Raw genomic sequence first — 14,938 nt, 5'->3', positions numbered from 1 at the left:
CTCACTTCGTCTCGGCGCAGAGGTCGACGTAGGGGTGGCGGTCACCGATGTGGGCCTGCCATTCCTGGCGGCTGAGGTCGGCGCCGCCGGTCCACCGGCAGATCTGCTGACGCCAGTCGATGCCGCCCACCCGCCAGAGTTCCGCGGGTCCCGCGGGGTAGTAGTCGGTGTCGTCCGGGCGGATCACCCCGGCGAGGAAGTCGCCGTCCGGCGACCAGGAGAGGCCGATGACGTCGCGGGCGGCTCCGGCGCGCAGGGACGGCAGGGCGGGCAGGCCGGTGCGGGTGTCGTGGACGAGCACCTTGGCGTCGACCGCGACGGCGACGTGCCCGCCGTCGTCCGACAGGGCCATCGCCGTCGGCGCCTCGGCGGTCCCGGGCAGGACCAGGGGCTCACCGGTCTCGTGGAGGTCGGCGTCGCGGTAGCGCACGGTGTTGCCCGCGGTGAGCACGGCGCCGCGAGATCCGTCGCGACTCCAGGCGAGGAGCCGGGCCCCGGGGACGGTGGCCGTGCGGACGACGGTACGGGTCGTCAGGTCGATCTGGACGAGGCGGGGGACGCCCGGCCCCCGGTCCTCCAGGGCGATGGCCCGGGTGCCGTGCACGGCCAGACCGGATCCCGACCCGAGCCCGACGGTGCCGAGGGGCCGCCAGGTCCGGGTGGACCAGATCACCAGGGGGCCGGTCGCGTGCCGGGCGACGAGCAGTTCCGCCTCCGGGACGAAGGCGACGTCGGTGAAGAAGCGGGTGCCGGAGTCGGCGGCGGCCCCGTCCAGGGCGGGTTCGAACAGGACCCGCGGCTCGGCGCCCTGCCCCGTCCACACGGCGGCGGCCGCCTTGCCTTCGGTGCGGCCGACGGCGGCGACGAGGCTCCCCGTCACGGCACCGTCCCGGAAGAGGAAGTCGTTGGGCAGCGGGTACCGCGCGACATGCTGGTACCTCTGCGTCGCGGAGTTCAGCGAGATCTTCGGGGCGGCGCCGGGGTCCACCGTGTAGACGCTGTCGGATCCGGACTCCTCGCCGTGCGCGATCAGCAGCAGCCCGTCCGGACCGAAGGAGGCGATGTCCGCGTCCGTGGCGGGGCTCAGATGGAGGGTCCTGGGCCGGCCGTCCAGCACGTTGACCCGTCCGCCCCGCCCGCCCGCCACGACGGTGGACAGGTTCCCGACGGCGGCGGTGACGGCCGGGCCGCCCAGCGGCACTTCGAGGTTCCGGCTGCTGTTCCGGTTGGAGGAGCCGCCCACGGGGACCAGGGCGGTGCCGTCGCCTCCGGCGATGGCGACGCTGCCCGCCTGCGCGGCCAGGGCGGTGGGACGGTAGGCGAGCCCGCCGACGGGATAGGACAGGGTCCGGCGGCTGCGCCGGTCCCAGGCCTGGACCCCGCCCGGGGTCGCGAGCAGCACCGCGGAGTCGCTGGCGTCGATCTGCAGGGCCTGGCCCTGGACCTCGCTCGCCTCGACCTCCGTGGTGAGCCTGCGCGAGTCGATCCCCATCGCCGCGACGCCGCCGTTGGAGAGCAGCAGCAGGGCCTTCTCCTCGGCCCGCGGTTTCCCGAGGGTGTCCGGTCGCGGGCTCTCGGCGGTCGTGGCGTCGATCACGGAGCCGGCGAAGCCGGCGACCAACCGGCCGCCCGTGAAGGAGTCCTGGGTGCGGACGCAGGAGAGCTCCTCCAGCGTCGTCGTGTCGTACTGGGCGACGGCACCGTCGTCCATCACCTCCACGAGCCGCACCCCGTTGTGCGCGAACGTGTTCGCGACGGGCCTGGCGTGCTTGCCGCCGCAGGAGGGCGCGCGGAGCCGGCCCATGAGCCGCGGGACGGGCTGGAGCACCGAGAAGACCGACACCGCGGTCTCGTCCCGGGCCGCGAGCAGACCGCTCCCGTCGTCGAACACCAGGTCGGCGAAGCGCCCGCCGAACATCCCGAGCCTCTTGCCGGTGAGGAGATCCCAGGACTTGAGGTACGGGTCGTTCCCGGCGGTGTACAGGCGCCCGTGCCGGTCGTCGACGGCGATGCTGCGCACGCTCTCCGGGCTGGCCTGCCACGACAGCCGGACCCCGGCGTTGGCCTCCAGCACGTCCCGCATGGCCAGCACGGCGCGCGGGGTGTCGGGCTCCACCGTGTACCCGGCGAGGCCGAGCAGGGCGGCCAGCCTCGGATCGCTCTCCCGCAGCAGCATCGCCTCGGCGGCGAGGTCGGACGCCAGCGCCCTGCGCGACTCGGCCTCGCTCCGGGTGTTGATCACGTTGACCAGGAACAGGCTGAGCAGGACGAGCACGGTGAGCACACCGATCGCCCCGGCGCTCCACCGCCGGACGACCGGGAAGTCCCAGACCCGCGCCAGGCGGGCGGCCTCCTGGACGGTCGACGCGAAGAGGAGACGGTCCGTGGAGCCGCCCGCCAGGGCCCGCTCCGCCTCGTCCCGGTCGGCGGCGGGCAGGACGACGTTGGCACCCTCCCCGGCGGCCCTCAGCTTGGCCCGGTAGCCGCCCACCGACACCAGCGCGGCGGGCCGCTCCGCGTCGAGGCCGCCGATGAGCGCGGTACGCGGGTTGATCCGGCGCAACGTGGACGGCCGTAAGAGGCGCCCGGCCCGGCCGGCCCGTTCGGCCTCGTCCAGCAGGACGGCGAAGGCGCAGCCGAGCGAGTTGTCCTCCACCATGGCCACGACACCGTCCGCGTCCGTCAGCGACCAGAGCACGGTGGTGGCGGGCCGCTCGCCGGCGCTGTTCCACGCGTCGCGCAGCGACTCCTGGAAGCGTGCGTCACCACGGAACCCCGACATGCGGCGGGGATCGGGGAGCAGCGCGGGCGGCCCCGCCGGCAGGACGGCGACGCCGAGCGTGCCACGGACGCCGCCCCGCCCGTCGTCGAACAGCACGGTCGCCTCGGCGACCGGCCGGGACTCCGGCAGCGCGCCGTCGAGCGCGAGGAGCCACGCCAGGGCGGGCAGCGCCAGGTCCTTCCCGTCCGGCGGGAGGCCGTCCATCAGGCGGCGCAGCCGGGTGGCGTGACCGGCGTCGGCCCGGGCCAGGAGGCCCTGGAGGTCGACCTGTTCGTGACCGGGATGGGCCCCGGACCCCCGCAGCCACATCAGCCCCACGGCCAGTTCGCCGGGGCTGCCCTCCGCGTCACCGACCAGCGCGAGCCCCATGGCCGCCGAGGCCCGCAGCGCCTGCACGGCAGCCGGCTCCTCGGCCACGAAGGGCCCCTGTCCCACGAGCGCCCGCACGGTCGACGCCGCCGCCGCCCGAGGTGTCAGCAGCTCGTGCAGGGGCGTCACCTGGTCCCGCACCACCCGAAGGGCCGCGACGTCCTCAGCGGCCACCCGCTCCCTGACATACGAGAAAGCGGGCTGCCCGGCCGACAACAGGGCGTGCCTGACCTTCTCGCGGTCCTTCAGCCCCGGCATGCGCGTCAGCAGAACCCCGACATCCACCGCGCCCCCCGCCGCGCCAGAACCCCGCCCACTCACCGATCCCCAGCTCCCCCCGGGCCGCCCACGGCTCCTCGGATCGGCCCCGGCACACGTGGGGCAACGGCCCAGCGGCGCCATTGTGACAAGGGGAACGCCCTGGGATCAGCCGGATTGCGAGATCTTTAGCCGGAGCGCCGGCGGTGACCGTCACCCGGTGGTGTCCGCCTCGTCGAACCGCAGCCGGATCCGGGGACCTCGAACCGGATCGAGCTCCTTCCCGCCGAGCGGCGACACCGAATCCGACGCTTGACGGTCGATCCGCCAACCGCCGCTCCCGCCCGTTGGAGGTACCGCCGGACATCCGACGCGAGGCCTGCGCAGACCCTGTGACCTGCGTGAAGACCCGGTGAAAGAAATGATCATGGTCGGATGGAGATGCTTAGCCTGCCCGAATGAATCTCATGCTCGGGCGAAGAAACCGCCTCGTTCAGCTCGCACTCGGCGCGGCCGTGGCCGCCTCGGTCCTGCTTCCCACCACGCCCGCCCAGGCCGCCTCCGGTCTGGACCCGTTCACCGCGAACTTCAAGCTCACCCGCGTGGACGGGGACAAGACGGGCCTCATCGACTCCGCCGAAGCCGCCGGAGTCGCCAAGGCGTCCGTCACCGACGTCCTGGGCACCCGTACGGGACGTCCGGGGCTCTGCCACGCCACCGGACTGAACGGCGCCCTCAAGCCCGACGGCTTCTGCTGGGACGACGAGGACGACCGGTCCAACTACGCGGACACCGAAGGCGGCTGGATGCCGCAGGGCTTCGCGGGTTCGCATGCCGCCACCGCCGACGGGCTGTACGCGGGGCGCTCCCTCACCGCCACCGCCTGGTACCACGGCACGTATGTCGCGGGCCGGACTCCGACGACCGTCGAGGACTACGCGCGGGTCACGATCACCGAGTCGACCGGCGGCCAGGTCAAGTACGGCCACATCGCGCTCGTGGAGCCGGTCAACGGCAACTTCAAGCCCCTTGCGTACGCCTCGCACTCGGACGGCGTCGCCTGGTACGGCAACCGGCTGTTCGTGGCCAACGGCGCGGAGCTCCAGGTCTTCGACCTGACCCGCATGTGGCGCATGAACGACACGACGAGCGCCGACACCCGTCTGAACGCGGGCAAGACCTCCGCCCGGTTCCACCTCTGGGCGATGCCGCTCGTCGCCCGCTACAGCACGATCAGCACGGCCGCGGTCGACAACGTCTCCACCGCCTGGGTCAACAACAGCCCCCGCGCCTGCGGTCCGGCCGTCAACAGCGAGCTGTGTCTGAGCAGCCTCAGCGTCGACCGTTCCGGCGCGACGCCGGCCCTGGTCTCGTCGGAGAACCGCGGCGGCGCGGGCGCCCGCATCGTCCGCTGGCCCCTGTCGGCCCTCGGCGCCGGGCTTCCCACCACGGTGGCCTCGGAGACCACGGGCTACACCTCGCCCGTCTGGGGCATCCAGGGCACGGCCACCGACGGCACCAACTACTACATGAGCGGCGCGTGCCCGGCGTACTGGCCGGGCGGCACCGATACCTACTCCTGCGTCCACGTGGCCAAGCCGGGCGAAGCGCCCCACGTCCTCACCCAGGCGCCACTGCTGACCCAGGGCCTCTCCTGGGACCCCCTCGCCAAGCGCCTCTGGGGCACCAACGAGGCGCTCGCGGACTCGAGCGGACCGCGCAGGGTCGTCTTCAACATCGAGCCCGACGCCGGCAAGCCCGTCGACGGCTGGAGCTGGCTCACCAACTTCCACCAGGCGGGCTCCGTCTGCGCGACACCCCAGGGCAACGGCACCGCCAACGGCACGCCGATCACGGTGTGGACCTGCACGGGAGCGGACGTCCAGCGCTGGAAGTACGAGAACGGCCTGATCGTCCACAAGGCGAGCGGCAAGTGCATCACCCCCGAAGCGAACGGCGCGAACACCAACGGCGCGCTCCTGACCCTGTGGACGTGCAACCCCTCCAGCGACGTCCAGCGCTTCTCCCCGTCGGCCGACGGCAGCGCGGTGAACGCCTACGGCAAGGCCATCACCCCGAAGGGCAACTCCTTCGGCAACGGCGTCTGGCTGACCCTCTGGACCCAGGGCAGCCCCACCCCTGACGTCCAGGACTGGGTGGTGAAGGGCTTCTAGCCCCCACCGGGGCTTCCGAGCCCCGCACCCGCTCCCCGAACACGGCCAAGGGGCCGGCCCGTCCCGGGCCGGCCCTTTCGTGATCCCGGAGCAGGCCGCGCAGACCGGTTCGGAGGGTGGAGTGCAGGCGGGTCCGGCGAGCGGAGACGAGGCGTACGTGACGGCCTCGTCTCCGCTCGCCTGGTATCAGGTTCCGGCGAGCGCGCCCCCTGCGCAGCAGAGGGCCATCGGAGCTCTCCAGCCCATGAGCTTCGAGGGGGCCGCGCCTTCCTCGGTCAGCAGGGCGAGCAGTGCGGCGCGGGCTCGTGCCACGCGTGAGCGGACGGTGCCGACGGGGCAGCCGATGGCTTCGGCGGCTTCTGCGTAGGGCAGGCCGAGGAGTTGGGTGAGGACGAAGGCGTTGCGGCGTTCGTCGGGGATGGTGGACAGGAGGTCGGTGAGTGCGATGCCGTCTTCGAAGCCGGGCAGGTCGCGGGGTTGTGCGTGTTCGGCGGCGGTCTGCCAGTCGTCGCGGTCGGAGAGTCGGGGTCGGGCGGCGGCGTGGCGGAGGCTGTCGACGACGGTGCGTCGTGCTATCGAGAGCAGCCAGGTGCGGGCGGAGGAGCGGCCTTCGAAGCGGGGCAGGGCGGCGAGGGCTCTGAGGAACACTTCTTGGGTGAGGTCGTCGGCTGCTTGGCGGTCGGCGCTGAGGTAGGCCACGTAGCGCCAGACGTCGCGGTGGAGCGCGCGGACGAACTGGTCGGTTTTCGTGGGGTCTCCGTCGCGGGCGGCGAGGGCGAGCAGGGTGGTGGCGGCGTCGGACTCGGCGGAGTGGTGGGTACGGGGGTGAGGCCGGGGCCGGGTGCCGGGCTGTGTCGGGGGCCGGTCGCGGGAGGGGTCTCGGGTGGGATCGGGGGTGGGATGGAAGGTGGGGTCGGGGGTGGGGTCTTGGCTGAGGGCAGGGGTCATCGCCACAGGTCCTTGGGTCCTTGAGGGAAGGCGGAGGGTACGGCCTGCCGGAGGGCACGGCCGAGGCCCGAGCGGCGGCCGTGTGAGGGCCGGCGGGCTCGGGGAACCAGCTGTCGGATCAGGTGACAGCGCCTGCCGGTGGTGGACCCCGCGAGACGAGGGAGTGGGCGAGATGGAGCCGCCGGGGCGCCCGCTCGTCAGCCGGGCGTACGGGGCGGAACCGCGGCCGGTCCACGGGGACGGGCACGACGGCGAGGAGCAGACCGAGCGGCCGGAACAGTCCGGCGGGCAGCGCCCGCAGCAGCCGGAACGCCCCGCGCTCCCCGTGCGCGAGCCACAGACCGCTGAGCAACGCGGCCAGCAGGTGCGCCACCAGCATGCCCCAGGACGACGTCGTCTCCGGGGGAGGCTGAACGGCCAACGGCAGGGCCGTGGATGAGGCACCGGTGTGCATGTGGTGCATGGGGGGCGCGCCTGGTGCCGGCCACGAGGAGAACAGCGTGTGCAAGGTCCCCTGGGTCGTCATGGCCGCTGCCCCGACGGTGAGCAGGTTGCGTTCCCTGCCCGCCAGGCACCAGGCGGCCGGCAGGGTGAGCGCGAAGGCGACGGACAGCGGCCAGCCGGAGATCGGGCGGCCCGACATGAGGCTGTGGCCGGTGGCCGTGAGCAGCACGCAGACGCCCGTGAACGCCGTGGCCCGTAATCCTCGCGCGGGTGGCCCTGGTGTCATTGCGCGCCCATCGGTGCACTCCTCCGGTCGGGTCGGGGCAGCGTGATGGCGCGGCCGCCTCCTCGGCCCGTCAGGGACATACCTACGCGAGAACTGATCTGTCACGCAAGGGGAGTTGGCGCCCGTTTGGGGGCGGCGTGCGGGTCCGTCCGCTCGGGTCGTGACTCTCGCGCCGACGTGGCTCGTGTAAACGGGCGATCAAGGAAACGGAAGATGTATGGAAAGTGGGGGCAATGTGAACAGCCTCCGAACGGACGGTTGTTGATAGAGGGTTTCCAGCCGCCTGCCTGCCTGCTTAGACTCCGCTCAAATCAGAGACCAGCTGGGGGAGGACCTGCATGTCCCGCACCATGGAATCGCCTTCGCAGACAGAGGACTTGACGAGGGCAACCGCAGGGTCCACAGGCTTGGTCGGTCGGCGGAGGTTCGCGTATCTCGCCACGGGGGCCGTTCTGATCGCCTCGCTCGCGACGGCCTGCGCCGACGCCGAAGCGGGCGCGGGGAAGGCGCTCCAGGCGAGCGGCAGCACGACGGTGGCGCCCGTCGCCGCCGACGCAGCCGAGGCGTTGAAGGCGCAGGGCCTGAGTATCACCGTGGCCACGCAGGGCGGTTCGGCCGGCGGGATCTCGCAGCTCGGTGCCGGGCAGATCGACATCGCGCTCAGCTCCAAGCCGATCGCGGACAAGGACCGGTCGGCGAGCCCCAAGACCGACTACGTCGAGACGCAGATCGGCGCCGACGCGGTGGGCGTCATCATCACCAAGCAGGTCGCCGACGCCGGGGTCAAGAACCTGACCGCCGACCAGGTGAAGGGCCTGTTCGAGGGGAAGATCACGAACTGGAAGGAGATCGGTGGCCCGGACCTGCCGGTCTTCGTCTACGACAAGGAGCCCGGGCGCGGCACGCGCGAGGTGCTCGACAAGTACCTCTACCACGGGGAGAAGCCCCCGCCGCCGCCGAACTCCAACAACTTCGCCATCGTGGGCGGCAACCTGGAGACGCGGAACAAGCTGGAGTCGACCCCGGGAGCCGTCGCTCCGCTGTCGACCGGCTTCGTGGAGGGCCGCGACAAGCTCGCCGTCGTCACCCTCGACGGCATCGCACCGTCCTCGGAGAACGTGGCCACCGGGAAGTACCCGATGAGCCGCCCGCTCTACATGGTCACGAACGGGCAGCCGAAGGGCGAGGCGAAGCGGTTCATCGACTACATCCTCTCGGACAAGGGGCAGCCGCTCCTGACCAAGCACGGCTACCTCACCCTCAAGCAAATCGGGAAGTAGCCCGTGACCGTGAAGACGCTGGTGCGGCCGCCCGCCGCACCGGACACATCACCCCGCCCGCACCGGTCCCGGTGGGTGTGGGCCTGGGTGGTAGCCGGCGGGGTGTCCGTCGCGGGAGTCCTGCTGGTACTCGTCGGCTACCTCGGTCTCGGGGTGCTCGGCGGGAGGGTCGACTGGCTGGGGCTCGTGGGCGGGTCCGCCTGGAATCCGACGGACTCGGTCTTCGGCGGGCTGGCCATGATCTACGGGTCGGCCGTCGTCTGCGTCATCGCGCTCGCGCTCGCCGTGCCGGTCGGGTGGGCCGGCGCGATCGCGCTCTCGGAGTACCTGCCTCCGCGACTCGCGCGGCCCCTGCGCATGAGCGTGGAGCTGCTGGCCGCCGTTCCGTCCATCGTCTACGGCCTGATCGGCATCATGGCCGTACGCCCAGCCGTCGCCTGGCTCGGTGACGTCCCGGGCGGGGACAGCCTCCTCGCCGCGGGGCTGGTCCTGGCGGTGATGATCACGCCGACGATCGTGGCCGTGAGCGTCGACGCCCTGTCCGCCGTCCCGGACCGCTACCGCGAGGCTGCCTACGCCCTCGGGCTCACCCGACGCGAAGTCGTCCGGTCGGCCGTGCTGCCCCAGGCCCGCCAGGGCATGCGGTCGGCCGTTCTCCTGGGTCTCGCCCGGGCGCTCGGCGAGGCGATCGCGGTCTTCCTGGTCGTGGGCAGGGCGGACGGACGGCTGCCGACCTCGTTCGGCGAACTGATCGATTCGCTCGTCCACCCGGGGCAGACGCTGACGGCGAAACTGGCCGGGCCCGAGCCGGTCCTCGCGGGCACCTCCGGCCCCTACTTCGCCGCGATCTGCGGGCTCGGGCTGATCCTGCTCGCGTTGGTGGCCGCGGCCACCGTGTGGGGGACCCGGCGGTCGTCAGGAGCGAAGTCCGCGCTGCGGGCCGATCGGCAGCGGCGTCCGGGGCGGATGCGGGCAGAGCTCGACACGGCGGTGAGGCTGCTCCGTCTCGGGGCGTTGCTGCTTCCCGGAGCGCTCCTCGTGGCCATGCTGGCCGTCCTCGCGACCAGGGGGAGCGCGGCCTTCTCCCCGTCGTTCTGGGTCACGTCCGCGGCCGGTTCGGCCGGCGGCGGGGTGAGCGACCAGATCGTCGGCACCCTCCTGCTCGTCACCACCACGGGGCTGATCTCGCTCCCGCTGGGATTCGGCGCGGGGATCCTGCTGGGCGTCCACGCCTCCGGCCGTGCCGCCCGGGTGCTGCAGACGGTGACCGTGGTGGTCAGCGGCACACCGACCATCCTGCTCGGTCTCGCGGGGTTCGTGATCGTGTGCAGTGCCATGGGGTGGGGCCGGTCGTGGCTGGCGGGCGCCATCGTGCTGGTGCCGGTGGTCGTGCCCGTGGTCGCGCTGACGACCGCGGGCCGGGTCGGCGGGATGCCGACGGAGATGACCGAGAGCGCGCTGTCGCTGGGGCTGTCGCGCGCTCAGTACATCCGGTCGGTCGTCGTCCCGTACGCCTGGCCGGCCACGGTCACCGGGCTTCTGCTGGGCCTTGCCCGTGCCGCGGGTGAGACGGCACCGCTCCTGTTCACCGCCACGGTGTTCTTCGGGGCCCCGGCCCTGCCCGACGGGATCGTGAACGCACCCGTGCAAGCGCTGCCCACCCACATCTTCACCCTGTCCCAGGACTCGGGCGACCCCCAGGCGGTCTCGCAGGCGTGGGGAAGCGCGTTGGTCCTGGTGCTCATCACGGCTGTTCTGCTGAGCGTGGCGGTCGCGCTGCGCAACCGCTTCGAGGGGGAGCGATGGACCACGTAATCGCCGTACGCGAGCTCCGGGTGCGCGACCGGGACAAGGCCCTGGTCGGACCCGTCTCCTTCGGGCTCGTCCAAGGGTCGACGACCGGCCTGTGCGGGCCGTCGGGCGCGGGCAAGTCCACGGTGCTGCGGGCGCTCGTCGATCTGCTCCCCGCCGGCCTCGTACGCGACGGGCGCGTCGAGGTCCTGGGCCGGGCGATCGCCCACCGGAAGGGGGACGCCGACCTGCGGACCAAGGTCGTGCTGGTGCCCCAGACGCCCGTGGTCTTCGGCGGCAGCGTCCTGGACAACGCGCTCTTCGGCATCCGGCACGTGCTGCGGGCGTCGCGTGAGGAGCTGCGCCATCGCGCCGAAGAGGCCCTGAACGAGGCCGGGTTGTGGAAGGAGGTCTGCGACCGGCTGGATTCTCCGGCGCAGAACCTGTCGGCCGGCCAGCGTCAGCGCCTCTGCCTCGCCCGTGCCCTGGCCCTCGAACCGGCCGCGCTGCTGCTCGACGAGCCGACCAGTGCGCTGGACGAACGGAGCCGGGACACGGTCGAGGAGTCGGTGGCCGCTCTGCGCGGACGCAGGACGGTGCTGCTGGTGTCGCACGATCCCGCCCAGGTGGCGCGACTCTGCGACAGGACGGTGCAGTTGGATCCGCCGGTGGCGGTGCCTCGCCCGGCACCCGTCGGCTGATTTCGGCCACGGCGCGGCATCTCCGGGTGTGCGGTCGGCTCGTCGAGCCGACCGCACACCCTTTTCCGTACGCGTCACATCCCCCCGTGATGCGCCTCCGGGAGGTCAGCAGCTCCGCTTGCGTCCGCTGCCGGCCGTCTCCTGGGCTGCCGCGGCGAGTCGGCCGAGCTCGCCGGCGAGGGCGGACAGGGCCTCCGGCTTGAGGTGGTAGTAGATCCACCGCCCACAGGGCTCCGTGTCGACCAGCCCGGCCTCGCGGAGCACCTTCAGGTGGTTCGACAGATTGGTCTGCTTGGCTCCGGTCTCCTCGACCAGGTGGGTCGTGCAGAGGGCCTCGCGAGCGAGCAGGGTCACGATCTTGAGGCGCAGCGGGTCGCCCAGCACCTTCAAAATGTCACTGTCGACTGATGTCAGCATATGCTGATACTCTCATGGCCGGGGGTGCCGCGGCCACCGCATTCCCTCAACTCTGTCATCGGCGGATGTCGAGTGGACGACGCAGCGTGATCTGATCGACGTCGGAACTCCTCACCGTCAAGGCGAGCTCCCACGTCCCGGGCGTCGGCACCTGGAAGCCGGAAACGGTCCAGTGGCCTTCCGACGCGCGGCGCAGGGGGACGGCCAGGGGGCCGATCCCTCCGGACGAGGTGAGCGTCGCCCGTATCTCGGGTACGTCGAGGAGCCTGCCGTCCGGACCCACCACGGTCACATGGACGGCGTTCGGTCCGACCCCGCCGGGGTCCACCACGACATCGGCCTTCCCCTTTCCTCCCGGGCCGCCGGTGTCGAACGCGGACTCGACCGACACGACGACGTCGGCCGGGGACGCCGCCGCCGTGTGTGCCGAACGGGCCGGTTCCGTCGTCGTCAGGACCGTGGTGATCGCCAGGACGCCCAGGCCCAGTGCGGCCTCCGCGGCCACTCCTCGCCGAAGCCCGCGCCATGCGGGCCTTCCCCGCTCGTGGCCGGCCGTGGTCCGCGTCCCGGCTCCGGCGATCGCCCTCGTCCGGCGCCGGGCGACGTAGCCGAGACAGAGCAGCAGCGCCACGACGGCCGACTTGGCGAGCAGCAGGAGCCCGAACCGGGTGTCCGTCAGGGCGGGCAGGGATCCCACCTGGCGCCAGGACTGGTAGAGGCCCGTGGCGACCAGGGCGCAGACGCTGACGAAGGCCACCCGTGAGAACCGCGCCACGGCGTCCGCGGGCAGGGCCTCGACGCGCTTCAGGGCGAAGGCCAGGACTCCGAGGCCGCCGATCCACGCCCCCGCGGCCAGCAGATGGATCACGTCGGCCGGCATCGCGAGGGCGGGCTGCGGACCCGCCGAGGCGTGCTCGGCGCCCGCCCACGTCCATGCCGACGCCGTACCCGTCACGGCCGCTCCCAGGAGCCCGACGCGATTCCTCCCCGCGGCCCTCCCCGCCGTCGTGCTCCGGCACCACCATGCCCACGCCGCGGCGCCCACGGCGAGCAGTCCCAGGCGCCCGAGCAGCAGGACGCCGGCCTTGGTGCCCAGTACGTCGGCCAGCAGCGACACGTCGGCGAGATCCGCGACGCGACCCGACCCCGTGTAGGCGCCACGGAGCAGCAGTTGGGTCAGTGTGCAGGCCACGAGCACGGCCCATGCCGTTGTCACGGCGCGCCGGAGCGGGCGATGTGAAGTGCCCTGCGTCCAGCACAGAAGGACGAAGCAGACCACGCCCGTCAGAGCGGTCATGCCGAGGTACGCGCCGAAACGCGCCCCCGCGTACGCCCAGCCGACCGGACCCGAGTCGGGGTCGTGCACGCCCGATGCCCCGGTGCCCGTCGCCGCCGACGGCGCACCCACGGAGAAGGTGAACGCGCCTGCCACGGGATGGCTGTCGGCGGACACCACCTGGTACGCCACCGTGTACGTGCCCCGGCCCGGCCGCCCGCCGAGCCCGATGGCGTAGGTGTTGGCGCCCTCCAGGACGGGACGGGCGTCGTCGACCCGCCGTCCCTCTGGGTCCAGAACGCGGATGGCGTCGGCGGAGAGTGCGATCTCCTCGGTGAAGACCAGCACCACGCGCGAGGGCGGGGCGGCGATCACCGCCCCCCTCGCCGGTGTACTGCTCGTCAGCACGGCGTGCGCGTCGGCCGGGGCCGATCCACCGGCCCAGAGGCCGCCCAGACAGACCAGTGCGACGACGAACCATCGGTACGTACGGGAGGCGATGACCGTCACGGCGAATCCCGCGCCGGATCAGGCGTCGCCGCGGCGACGGCTGGTGATCAGGGCCGTGACGAGCCCCGCGGCGCCCAGGACCATCCCGCCTATGCCCAGCCAGCGCTCGGTGCCGTGGCCGCTGTCGTCATGCCCCTCGGCGCTCTCGGCACCGTGGCCCTTGCCGGCCGAAGCCTTCGGGGCCGGCGCGGCTGTGGCCGTCGACGTGCCGTGGTGGTCGGCGGTGGCGGCGGACAGGTGCAGCACGGGCGCCGGGTGCTCCGGCTCCTCCTGGCCTTCCTCGGACGGCTCGATCCAGCGCACGACCTCCTTGCTGCTGTACGTCTGCAGCGCCTTGAGGACGAGCTCGTCCGCGTCCTCGGGCAGCTGCCCGAGGGACAGCGGGAACTTCTGGAAGTAGCCGGGCTGGATGCCCTTGTCGGTGGCGGTCCAGGTGACCTTGCTGACGGCCTCGGTGATGCTCTTGCCGTGGAGGGTCAGCGGCTTGGCCAGCGTCGTCTTGGTCACCGCGATGGTCCAGCCGGGCATCGCCTGCGGCATCACCGAGGCCAGGGGGTGGTCGGTGGGGAACGACACCTCGACCTTGACCGTCGAGGCGTCGGCCCGCTCGTTGGGGACCTTGACGTTCACGGTGGCGTAGCCGCCCTTGGCGGCGGTGCCCTCCGGCTGGACGGAGACGTGGGCGAAGGCGGGGGAGGCGATCGCGAGGCCGGCGATCGTGGCCGCGGACAGGGCGGCGAGGCGTGCGAAGGTGCGCATGGGTGAGGCTCCGGTGTGGCGGGTCCCCGGGTGGTCTCGTGCGAGGCCACGACGAAGGGGACGAGACGGTGATGGCGTGATGTCTCCGCCCTCGACACTCGCGTACGGCGGATGCCGACGTCAGCCGAGGGCGGCCGCCCGCCGGGGCGGCCCGCGCCGCGTCACCTCATGGACGAGCCGGGACCGCGGGCTCCGTGGAGCCGCCGACCACCTCGGCGTGGTGCGGCGCGAGAGCGCCGTGAGTGCTTCCGGGCAGGGCTGCCGCGTCGACAGGCGGCCGGCGAAGGCGTGTCGTACGCGCTGGACGGCTTCGGACCCGTACGGCCCCGCGAGTTCGACGACCCGAGCCATCGCGGCATCGCCGCCGTGGAGAAGCCAGGCGACACCCGCCGCCGCGACGAGGTGACCGCAGAGCATGGGCACGGTGGGAAGGAGGGCCACCCAGGTCGGGGGCACCATGCCTTCGTGCGCCGGGCCCATGGCGTGCGCCGTCGCGCCCGTCGGCATCGCCGCCGTGAAGAACACGTGCAGCCCGACCTGGAACGCGGCGAGTGCGCCCGCGTTCGCGAGCACCGAGGTGCGGCGGCGGGTGAAGGGGGCGGCCGCCAGGGACACGGCCGTCGAACCGATTCCGACCGCGACCCAGGAGGGGGCGGCGCCCGTGGCCACGCTGTGGCCGCACGCGGACAGCACCACGCTCAGCCAGGTGAGCAGGAAGGCCCGGATCAGACCCGCGCCGGGCCGCGAGCGCGCACACGAATCCATCCCACCTCCCTGCGGGTTCACTGTCGAATGCTTCGGTCACTGCTGACGAGTCATCAAGTCAACGCAGAAATAGGCCAGTCCGGATCGGCGGGACGGCGCGCCTCACTGTAGCCCCTTGATTCGATGAATCTCTAGACAGGAGGTGGTGATCACCATAGGCTCTCGACGCCTGCCAGAC

Annotated in this window: 11 protein-coding genes; 4 read left to right on the top strand and 7 right to left on the bottom strand. The window is 72.6% G+C overall.

Annotated elements, in window-relative coordinates:
• Position 1: 1 nt before the first annotated feature.
• Positions 2-3,325: a WD40 repeat domain-containing protein gene (locus AB0Q96_RS28420; RefSeq protein ID WP_365330325.1), complete on the bottom strand. Its 3,324-nt coding sequence runs from the start codon at positions 3,323-3,325 to the stop codon at positions 2-4.
• Positions 3,326-3,867: 542 nt separating this feature from the next.
• Here AB0Q96_RS28420 and AB0Q96_RS28415 point away from each other — a divergent pair.
• The gene (locus AB0Q96_RS28415) at positions 3,868-5,583 is read left to right on the top strand and encodes a ricin-type beta-trefoil lectin domain protein (protein WP_365330323.1); all 1,716 of its coding nucleotides are present in this window, start codon (positions 3,868-3,870) and stop codon (positions 5,581-5,583) included.
• A gap of 186 nt (positions 5,584-5,769) precedes the next feature.
• Here AB0Q96_RS28415 and AB0Q96_RS28410 read toward each other — a convergent pair whose 3' ends face one another.
• Together AB0Q96_RS28410 and AB0Q96_RS28405 are read right to left on the bottom strand one after the other, a co-directional pair.
• Positions 5,770-6,531, bottom strand: coding sequence for a sigma-70 family RNA polymerase sigma factor (locus tag AB0Q96_RS28410; RefSeq protein WP_365330321.1), 762 nt, complete (start codon positions 6,529-6,531; stop codon positions 5,770-5,772).
• Positions 6,532-6,649: 118 nt separating this feature from the next.
• Positions 6,650-7,204, bottom strand: coding sequence for a hypothetical protein (locus AB0Q96_RS28405; protein WP_365330319.1), 555 nt, complete (start codon positions 7,202-7,204; stop codon positions 6,650-6,652).
• A gap of 464 nt (positions 7,205-7,668) precedes the next feature.
• On the opposite strand from AB0Q96_RS28405, the gene AB0Q96_RS28400 reads away from it, so the two are divergent.
• From AB0Q96_RS28400 to AB0Q96_RS28390, 3 genes are read left to right on the top strand one after another with little or no spacing between them, the layout of a single operon-like run.
• Entirely contained in the window at positions 7,669-8,541 is an 873-nt protein-coding gene (locus AB0Q96_RS28400; RefSeq protein WP_365330318.1) for a phosphate ABC transporter substrate-binding protein, read from the top strand.
• Positions 8,542-8,544: 3 nt separating this feature from the next.
• Positions 8,545-10,356 carry a phosphate ABC transporter permease subunit PstC gene (gene pstC / locus AB0Q96_RS28395; protein WP_365330316.1) on the top strand — a complete coding sequence of 604 codons (1,812 nt, stop codon included), beginning with the start codon at positions 8,545-8,547 and terminating at the stop codon, positions 10,354-10,356.
• Positions 10,344-11,033 (top strand): ATP-binding cassette domain-containing protein, encoded by a 690-nt coding sequence (locus AB0Q96_RS28390; RefSeq protein WP_365330314.1) that lies wholly within the window; start codon positions 10,344-10,346, stop codon positions 11,031-11,033. The genes pstC and AB0Q96_RS28390 overlap by 13 nt, the downstream gene beginning before the upstream one ends.
• A gap of 105 nt (positions 11,034-11,138) precedes the next feature.
• On the opposite strand, the gene AB0Q96_RS28385 is transcribed toward AB0Q96_RS28390, so the two are convergent.
• From AB0Q96_RS28385 to AB0Q96_RS28370, 4 genes are all read right to left on the bottom strand, one after another.
• On the bottom strand, positions 11,139-11,450 hold the full coding sequence (locus tag AB0Q96_RS28385; protein ID WP_365330312.1) for a metalloregulator ArsR/SmtB family transcription factor: 312 nt from the start codon (positions 11,448-11,450) through the stop codon (positions 11,139-11,141).
• Positions 11,451-11,505: 55 nt separating this feature from the next.
• Positions 11,506-13,236 carry a copper resistance protein CopC gene (locus tag AB0Q96_RS28380; protein ID WP_365330310.1) on the bottom strand — a complete coding sequence of 577 codons (1,731 nt, stop codon included), beginning with the start codon at positions 13,234-13,236 and terminating at the stop codon, positions 11,506-11,508.
• Between the two features lie 18 nt (positions 13,237-13,254).
• The gene (locus AB0Q96_RS28375) at positions 13,255-13,995 is read right to left on the bottom strand and encodes a YcnI family protein (protein WP_365330308.1); all 741 of its coding nucleotides are present in this window, start codon (positions 13,993-13,995) and stop codon (positions 13,255-13,257) included.
• Between the two features lie 120 nt (positions 13,996-14,115).
• Positions 14,116-14,760 (bottom strand): hypothetical protein, encoded by a 645-nt coding sequence (locus tag AB0Q96_RS28370; RefSeq protein ID WP_365330307.1) that lies wholly within the window; start codon positions 14,758-14,760, stop codon positions 14,116-14,118.
• Positions 14,761-14,938: the final 178 nt, after the last annotated feature.

The organism is Streptomyces sp. NPDC093111, assembly GCF_040683955.1.
GTDB lineage: Bacteria > Actinomycetota > Actinomycetes > Streptomycetales > Streptomycetaceae > Streptomyces.
The sequence above is the reverse complement of the archived record's forward strand: the minus strand, read 5'-3'. Positions and strand labels throughout refer to the sequence as shown.

Bases quoted from the DNA above. Each gene is read 5' to 3' on its own strand.
- AB0Q96_RS28415 (WP_365330323.1), top strand. From the start codon at position 3,868: ATGAATCTCATGCTCGGGCGAAGAAACCGCCTCGTTCAGCTCGCACTC.
- AB0Q96_RS28410 (WP_365330321.1), bottom strand. From the start codon at position 6,531: ATGACCCCTGCCCTCAGCCAAGACCCCACCCCCGACCCCACCTTCCAT.
- AB0Q96_RS28390 (WP_365330314.1), top strand. From the start codon at position 10,344: ATGGACCACGTAATCGCCGTACGCGAGCTCCGGGTGCGCGACCGGGAC.
- AB0Q96_RS28385 (WP_365330312.1), bottom strand. From the start codon at position 11,450: ATGCTGACATCAGTCGACAGTGACATTTTGAAGGTGCTGGGCGACCCG.
- AB0Q96_RS28375 (WP_365330308.1), bottom strand. From the start codon at position 13,995: ATGCGCACCTTCGCACGCCTCGCCGCCCTGTCCGCGGCCACGATCGCC.
- AB0Q96_RS28370 (WP_365330307.1), bottom strand. From the start codon at position 14,760: ATGGATTCGTGTGCGCGCTCGCGGCCCGGCGCGGGTCTGATCCGGGCC.